Origin of the sequence: Desertihabitans aurantiacus (assembly GCF_003344635.1) — a bacterium.
GTDB lineage: Bacteria > Actinomycetota > Actinomycetes > Propionibacteriales > Propionibacteriaceae > Desertihabitans > Desertihabitans aurantiacus.
Map to the genome: position 1 here is coordinate 1 of NZ_QPKK01000189.1, position 7711 is coordinate 7711.

At 73.5% G+C, this 7711-nt stretch carries 4 protein-coding genes and 1 pseudogene; 1 reads left to right on the top strand and 4 read right to left on the bottom strand.

The features are described from left to right. Positions 1-1115 (top strand): annotated as a pseudogene (locus DVA66_RS14250) (acyltransferase); the annotation flags it as partial. Between the two features lie 203 nt (positions 1116-1318). Here DVA66_RS14250 and DVA66_RS14255 read toward each other — a convergent pair. The 4 genes from DVA66_RS14255 to DVA66_RS14270 form a co-directional block, all read right to left on the bottom strand. After that, the gene (locus DVA66_RS14255; protein ID WP_157974014.1) at positions 1319-3250 is read right to left on the bottom strand and encodes a DUF2264 domain-containing protein; all 1932 of its coding nucleotides are present in this window, start codon (positions 3248-3250) and stop codon (positions 1319-1321) included. Between the two features lie 107 nt (positions 3251-3357). Further along, positions 3358-5013, bottom strand: a complete 1656-nt coding sequence (locus DVA66_RS14260; protein WP_114560686.1) for a type 2 periplasmic-binding domain-containing protein — start codon at positions 5011-5013, stop codon at positions 3358-3360. A gap of 64 nt (positions 5014-5077) precedes the next feature. Continuing rightward, on the bottom strand, positions 5078-7084 hold the full coding sequence (locus tag DVA66_RS14265) for a heparinase II/III family protein (protein ID WP_114560687.1): 2007 nt from the start codon (positions 7082-7084) through the stop codon (positions 5078-5080). Between the two features lie 147 nt (positions 7085-7231). Beyond that, positions 7232-7711: carbohydrate ABC transporter permease (locus DVA66_RS14270; protein ID WP_157974015.1), on the bottom strand; the 480-nt coding region annotated here is incomplete at its 5' end.

The following is a 7711-nucleotide window of genomic DNA, read 5'->3' on the forward strand; positions in this document are numbered from 1 at the left end:
CGCGAGCGGCCGCAGGTGACGAGGATGCGCTGGCCGAACGGCTGCTGGCCCACCTCGAGCGGGCCCGGGAGCAGGGGCAGGACGTGCTGGCCCGCTGCTGGGAGCCGGGGCTGCCGGACGGGCAGTTCCTCGACCGTCCCGGCGCCCGGCCGACCGTGCGCGCCCAGTGCGACGCGATCGAGATCGCCGACCTCCTGATGGGCACCACGCCGCCGCAGCTGCCGGCCGCCGACCAGGGCGACCGGCTGGCCGGCTGGCAGGACCCGGCCACCGGGCTGGTCCCCGAGCTGGACGAGACCGGACGTCCGGGGCCGGCCGCGCGCGACTGGCACGACGGCCCCGCCGGCTACCACATCCTCAGCGTCGGGTACGCCCTGGACGTGCTGGGTCGCGGCTTCGAGCACCCGGTGCACGCGGTCAGCGGCCGCAGCCCTGCCGACCTCATCCAGGCGCTGGAGGATCAGCCGTGGAGCACCCGCGCCTGGGGTTCGGGCGCCTTCGCCGACCACCTCGGCACCGCCCTGCGCTGGGACGTCTCCCGCGGCGTCCCCGGCAGCACCGAGCTGCTGACCACGCTGACCGGCTGGCTGCACGTGCGGGCCGACCGACGCACCGGCATGTGGGGCACCAGCAGCGGGACCGACGGCATGCTGCAGGTGGTCAACGGCTTCTACCGCGCCTCGCGGGGCACCTACGCCCAGTTCGGGCTGGCGCTTCCCTACCCCGAGCGGGTGGTCGACACCACGCTGGCCCACGCCGCCGAGCCCCGGTTCTTCGCACCCGAGCGGCAGAACGCCTGCAACGTCCTCGACGTCGCCCACCCGCTGTGGCTCGCCGGCCAGCAGACCACGCACCGGCGCGAGGAGGTGGTCGCGCTGGCCTCCCGGCTCCTCGGCGACGCGCTCGGGCACTGGACCGACGGCCAGGGCTTCGGCTTCCAGGCCCCGGGCGCCCGCGGCGTCCCCGCCACCGTGCCGGGTCTGCAAGGCACCGAGATGTGGTCGGCGATCCTCTGGCTGCTGGCCGACCTCGTCGGTCTCTCCGCGCTGATGCCCCGCCGACCGCGCGCCGTGCACAAGCCCGAGCCGGCCGTCCTCCTGCCCCCGATCGGCTGAGGACCCGCCAAAAAGTGTCGATAGCGGACCATCAGGCCGTATAGGCGGCTGATGGTCCGCTATCGACATGAATCGGAACGGCGCGCGCTCGTCGCTCCTGTTGCGGTGCTGGACGGGTCGGCTGACCGGACCGAAGCGCGCTGAGCCTGTCGAAGCGCGAGCATGCCGGCGCCCTTCGACAGGCTCAGGGCCGACTCGGCGGACTAGTTGCCGTCGACGACGTCGAGCTCGATGCGGTCGCCGACGCCGTCGGGCCAGCGGATCTCGAGGAGGGTGCCGTCGAGGGACACCGCGGGTAGCGCGGGCTCGTGCTCGGCGAGCACGACGGCCACGGCGTGCACGGCTCCGGGGCGGACGTCGGCGGCAGCGGCCCAGGGCACCACCAGCCGGCGACCGAAGGGGTTCTCGGCGTCGTGCACCGAGGTGCCCGTGCGCAGGTCGCCCAGCAGCGGGTGCACCGCGCTCACCGCGGGCGCCCGGTGGACGTCCTCGGTGGGGGTCGCCCAGCCCGAGAGCACCAGCGTCAGCGGCAGCGGGTCCGCGCCCTCGGCGCGCAGCACCGCCACCCGGACCTCGACGGCGCCGCGCAGCACCGACCAGGTGTGCAGCACCTCTCCGGGACGCGGCTCCAGCCGGCCGTCGGCGTCCAGCAGCACGACGTCGTGCCGGCTCCCGGCGAGGGCGCCGGTGACGACCGTGGACGTCAGCGGGCGCCGCTGCGACCAGCGTCCCGCCGCGTCCCGCACGGCCACCAGGTTGTCCGGCACCGGTTCCAGGTCGTCGGGTGCGCCCGGAGTCGGTGCCGCTGCGGCGCCCGGGCTCACGGGCACCGGGGCGGTGGCGGTGGAGTAGGCGAACCGGCAGTACTGCGGGTCCTCCGGGCCGGGGGCGGCGCCGCTGTGGTCGACGCCGTGGTTGACCACCCGGACGATGCCGTCGGTGGGCGGGCCGACCAGCCAGCCGACCGGCTCGACCGCCAGCGTCGGCGGGGTGGCGTCCTCGACCGGCTCCGGCTCGCTCCACACGGGGTGGTCCTCCCCCAGCACCAGCCCGGCGAAGCCGAGGCTGGACCAGTACGGCGACCCCGGGCCGGAGTAGGGCTGGCGCATCGCCTCGTGCCGGCCGAGCCAGCCCAGGCTGAGCAGGTCGTGCTCGTCGTAGGCGTCGCGCTCGACGAACCAGCGCAGCGCGGCGCTGCCGACCCGGCGCACCTCCCCCGCCGGCACCGTGTCCAGGTCGAACACCGGGCCCGCCCACAGCGCGCCGGTGGTCGCGAACCGGTAGACCAGCGAGCGTCCCTGGTAGAGCGGGGCGCCGTCCGGTCCGAACAGCCGCACCAGCTGCGGCAGCAGCGCCGCCATCCGCGACCGGCTGGTCTCCAGCATCCCCGGCGCGGCGGCCTCGCCGGAGATCCGGCAGTACCACAGCGAGAACAGCTGCATCACCCACGGGTTGTACCAGTCGACGTTGCCCGCGCGGCCGTCCGGACGACCGTCGGTGTACCAGCCGTCGCCGAGGTAGCAGCCGTCGAGGAAGGCCAGGTTGTCGGCCACCTCCTGCTCGTCGACCGGCCCGCCGACCGAGCGCAGGAAGGCCTGCGTCACGTTCTGGAACCAGCGCCAGTTGCTGTTGCCGTAGTCGGCCCCGAGCGAGCCGGCCAGCCAGTCGACCAGCCGCTCCTGGACGCCGCCCTCCAGCCGGTCCCAGATCCAGGCCCGCGACTCGTGCAGGGCGATCGCCACCGCCGCCGCCTCCACCCGGGCCTGGCGCACCTCGTCCAGCCGCGGCCACCGGTCGACGGCGGACGGGTCGGCACCGGCCGCCAGCCCGGCGGCGTACCAGCCCGCGTGGTCGTGCGGGTCCTCCGACGACCCGGCCAGCCGGAACGCCGCGGCCAGGAACGAGCGGGCGAACGCCTCCAGCCCGTCGCTGGCCCGTCCCGCCACCGAGGCCGGGCCCGGCAGCTCGAACCGGGCCTTCCCGGGGCTGGCCCAGCGCCGCAGCGCCAGCAGGGAGAGGTCGGCCACCCGCTCGTGGTGGGCGCGGGTCCACCCCGTCGCCGGGGAGAGTGTGCGGTCCAGCGGCATCGCCGCCAGCTCGGCGGCGATCCCGCGCGGGGCGTCGGGCTCGGTCATGGGCGGTCCTCCTCGAACGCCCGGGCGGGCACGGGCCTGCTCGGCCCGCGCCCGCCCGGAGCACATCGGTCCGCGGTCACCCTCGGGTCAGCCGCGGAGGTGGTCGGTCAGCGCGGCGCGGAGCCGGACTGCAGCTGCTCCTGGTACTCGGTGCGCATCGCGTCACCGACCTCACGGCGCCAGGTGTCGACCAGGCTGGTCAGCGAGTCGGCGGGCTGGCGGCCCTGGACGATCTCGTTGACCCCGTCGAGGAACTTCTTGTCGGCGGTCGCGTTGTCGGTGGCGGCCGCGTTGGAGTACAGACCGATCGCCGGGTTGGTCTTCCCGGTGGGGATCTCCAGCGACTGGTAGGCGTGCTGGACGTCCGCGTCGTCCGGTCGGCCAGGCTGGTAGATCGTGTACGGGCTGTCGGCCAGGTAGCGGATCGGGATGACCGTGTTGGTCTGGCCCTGCTTGGTCAGCACCGGGTTGCCCTGGTCGTCCTTCTCGTGGTCGACACCCTCCTCGCCGTACAGCCGGTAGAGGTACTCCTCGGTGCCGAACGGGGCGGCCAGGTAGTTGAGCACCCGCAGCCGCTCGCGGATCTTCTCCGGGTCGTCGGCCTGGGTCAGCAGGGTGATCGAGAAGAAGCCGCTGCCGTAGGTCCACGGGGCGAGCCCGCTGCCGTCGCGCAGGTAGGACGGCATCAGGCCCAGCTCGAACTCCGGGTTGCCCGCGTTGTCGAGGATGTACTGGTTCCAGCCCGGGTAGCCGTCGTCGGTGATGGCGATGGTGCCCGCGTTGAACAGCTGCTTGAACGGGTTGGCCGGGTTGAAGGCGTCGGGGTGGATGACGCCGGCCTCCCACAGCTCGGTCATGTCGCGGACCGTCTGGGCGAACTCCTCGGTCTCGTAGCGGTGGGTGAAGGTGCCACCCTCCTCCTTCCAGACGTTCGGCTCGTCGTTCATCCGGCCGAGGATGACGCGCACCTGCCCGATGAGGCCGAACGCCCAGCGGCGACGGGCCGGGTCGGTCAGCGCCGTGGCGGCCTCGCGCAGCTCCTCATAACCCTTGAGCTCGGTGGGCGCGCCGACCTCGTCGAAGAGGTCCTTGCGGATGAACTGGTAGGCCCCGATGGCCCCGCGCGGGATCGGGATGCCGTAGATGCCGCCGTTGTAGACCGCCGACCGCCAGGACCGGGTCGGGATGTTGGCCAGGTTCGGGTACTCGTTGATGGCGTCCCCGGCCAGGTACTCGGTGAGGTCGGTGAAGCGCCGCTCGAGCAGCTGCGGCAGGTTCGGCACCGGCACCGGGCTGCCGTTCGGCGTCTGCACCAGGTCGGGCAGGTCGTTGCCGGCGATGGTGGTGGCGAAGCGCTGCTGGTAGTCGGCGGCGCTCACCATCTGCAGCTGCAGGTCGGTGTTCATCCGCTCGTTCAGCCCGCGCCAGTAGCTGTTGCTGTCCGGGCCCGGCGGCACCGCGAAGTAGATGTTGGCCAGGCCGGTGATCGTCGCGCCCGTCCCGGGCACCTCGGGCACCGACTTCGGGTTCTCGGCCGGGAAGGTGCGGAAGGCCGCGTCGACGCCCTGCTCGGTGCCCGGCAGGTCCGGCGTGACACCCGTGTAGGGGATGTAGGTGGGCAGCTGCACGGCGGTGTTGGCCGCGGCGGAGTTGCGCTCCTCGCTGCCCCCGCTGGAGCAGCCGGACAGGCCGAGGCCCATGAGGAGGGCGGAGCTGCCGGCGCCGGCGAGCAGCTGGCGGCGGGTGAAGGCTGCGGGTGACATGTGGATCCTCTCTGATCCGGTGTGTGGTGGGTTGGGTGGGCTTCGGTGTGGGGCGGGCCGGACGTCAGCTGGCGACGGGGTCCCTGGCCGGCGGGCTGGCGCGAGGGTCGGTTGGTCCCCGGTGGAACACCATCCGCACCCGCCCCTGCCGTGGGTCGTCGGTCGGTGTGAGCAGGAGCCGCCAGAGCCGCTCCCCCCACAGGAACCTCAGGTAGGGGTCGTCGAGGTCCCGGGTCTCGACGTCGACCCGCGCCCCCTCCACGTCCAGCACGAGCGCGCCGGTGGGGGTGCGGAGCCCGACCCGGCAGACGCGCTGGCCGTCCTCGACGTCGTCGACGTGGGGTTCGACGGCGATGGTCAGCGGGAGCACCAGCGAGCTCACGCCGGCGCCCTGCCAGGTGTCGGTGACCACCACCCGTCCGGCCGTACGGTCCAGGGTCGCGGTGCGGACGTAGGACTCCAGCCCGGCGCCGACCGGCCAGGCGGGGGCGAGGTCGGCGGTCAGACCGACGCAGCCGTCCGCCTCCACCAGCCGGACCGAGCGGGCCGCGTGCTCGCCACCGGGCTGCTGCACCGTGCCGTTGACGACCGGCAGGCAGTGCCAGTCGCTGTTCATCTCGAACAGCTCGTAGCGCCGCGGCCCGAAGGTCTGCCCGCTGTAGACGCCGACGGCCGGGTCGACGACGACGTGCTGGCCGTCGAGGGCGATCGACAGCCCACCGACGTCGTTGTGGTTGTGGTGCTCGGCGTTGTGGCCGGCCTTCATGCACAGCATCAGACCCTCGGCGCTCCCTCCGGCCTGGCGGGCGCTGAGCACCTGCAGGTCGGGGAACCACCGCTGCTGCGGGAGCGGTGGGTCGCAGGGCGGGGCGTCGGCGTACCCCGGCTCGAAGAGCTCCGACAGCCCGCGCCACAGGCTCGCCCTCGCCCTCTCGTGCCGTCCGCTCGGGAGGTCGCGGAGGTGGATGGCGAGCTGGCGGGCCTCCGGGTCGTCGAGCAGCCGGCCCGCCCGGTGCAGCACGGAGGCCTCGAGCAGCCACTGCCCGTGGCCGTCGGCGTGCTGGACCATCCTCCGCCCGCCGACGTGCATCGCGACCGGGTACCGCGACAGCGCGGCGACCTCCGGCACGCCGAACCCGTCGAGCCGGCCACCACTGGCCCCCCGCAGGGCGTCGAGGCAGTCGAGGAGCTTGGCCGGGCCGACCGCCCAGTACGACTGCCCCTCCGAACAGCCGCCGTCGGGCAGCAGCTGGGCGACGTAGGCGTCCAGGGAGGCGATCACCTTGCTGACGAGGACGGCGCGGCGGTCCGCGTCGGCCTCGGTGAGCAGGGCGGTCACGAGCAGGTTGGAGCAGATCCAGGGGGTCCAGTTGTTGGGGTTGCGGTCCTCCTTGGCCAGCCACTGCCAGTCGTCGCGCTCCAGCACCGGGGTGAGCAGGCGGCGGTCGATCTCGGCGACGACGCGCTCGTCGAAGGCCTCACCGCCGACCGCGACCAGCCGTTCCCCCATGACGTGGCGGGCCCAGGCCAGCTGGGCGCCGGACTCGGCCGCGAACAGGTCGACCACCGGCTCGTCGGTGGCCGGCAGCGGCAAGCGGGCGTGCCGTCGTGAGAAGGAGTGCGCCGGCAGACCCCAGAACGACTCCTCGCAGATGGACCAGATCGCGTCCATCACCGGGTCGTCGAAGCGGGCGTCGCCGGTCAGTCCCGCACCGAGGACCAGGTCGCGGAGCAGGCTGCGCCGCGCGAAGTGGCTCAGCTCGAACCGGGAGCGGTTGCCCTCGCGGTGGAACTCGGCGAACAACGAGGCGCGCAGCTCGGGCCAGGGGGTCGTCGACGCGGCCTCGGCCCGCTCCACCACCTCGCGCCGACGGGCGGCCGGCACGGCGTCCCAGACGGCGCGCTCGGCCACGGTCGGGAAGGGGTGCCAGGTCCCGAGGGCCTCCCGCACCAGCGCCGGCGGCATGATCGCCGTCAGCGGACCCCGCCCGTAGGGCAACGTCGGGTCAGCCGGCAGGTCGTAGGGGCGGACCTCGTCGACGGGCGAGGACGCCCCGAGGGTCGCCCTCACCGTCCCGGCTCCTTCGACCCCTGCCGGCGGGGCCCGTCCCAGCCCACGCGGCTGGACGGAGCCCCGGCACCGGCCGCGTCGACGCGACGCCCGGGCGTTGTGGATGGCACGGTGACTCCTTTCCGGTCGGTGGCGTGGGGGTGGGGCTCAGCCCTTGACGGCGCCGATCATCACGCCCTTGGCGAAGTGGCGCTGGATGAAGGGGTAGACGAGCAGGATCGGGACGACGGCGATGACGAGGATCGCCATCTGCAGCGACAGCTGCGGTGGCAGCGCCTCGGTCGCCCCGAGCTGGTCACCGCCGATGGAGGTCTGGTTGACCACGTAGGTGCGCAGCACCAGCGCCATCGGCCACTTGTCGGTGCTCTGGATGTAGAGCAGCGCGTTGAAGAAGGCGTTCCAGTAGGAGACGGCGTAGAACAGCCCGATCACCGCGAGCACGGCCTTGGACAGCGGCAGCACGATCCGGAACAGGATGGTCGCGCTCGAGGCGCCGTCGATGGCGGCGGACTCGAACAGCTCACGGGGCAGGTCCTGGAAGAAGGCCCGCATGACGATGACGTTGAACGCGTTGATCATCACCGGGAGGATCAGCGACCAGTAGGAGTCGATCAGCCCGAGCTGGCG